At 63.6% G+C, this 503-nt stretch carries 1 protein-coding gene; it reads right to left on the reverse strand.

The genetic code is table 11. From position 1 onward, the window contains the following. Window positions 1-23: 23 nt before the first annotated feature. The coding region (locus tag AC1DU6_RS36010; RefSeq protein WP_477863478.1) for a class I SAM-dependent methyltransferase at window positions 24-503 on the reverse strand (480 nt) is incomplete at its 5' end.

Raw genomic sequence — 503 nt, forward strand, 5'->3', positions numbered from 1 at the left:
GTCCGTTTGCCCCAGCCGATGCCTCAGAATGCGTGATGGGCGACGAAGGTCATGCGCGACGAATTATGACCGATATTGACCGGCGCCCGCGACGCACGGAAACCGGCCGCGGTCAGCTTGGCCAGCATCTCCGCCTCGCTGTAGCGCTGCAGGCCGACCTTGGTGCGCAACTGGCGATAGTCGGAGAGGGCCGTGCGAACAAGCCCAATGAACGCATCCCACAGAAAGCCGTGCTCCCGGGCGAGCTTCAGCAGCGCCATGACATCGGTCGCCATGCCGACATCGGGCTGCAGGATGTCGCCGACCACCAGCTTGCCGCCAGGCGCCAGCAGCCGCTTGATGATTGCAAAGGCATCGTCGAGTTCGGGGCCTGTCATGTACTGAGCCACCGAATTCATGACAGCCAGGTCGATCGACTGCGCCGTCATGTTGCGCAACTCTTCCAGCGAACGGACCCGGATTTTGGTGTTGGGCGCAAAGCGGGCGACCAGTCGGCCGCGGAC

The sequence above is a fragment of the Roseateles sp. P5_B10 genome (assembly GCF_056400485.1).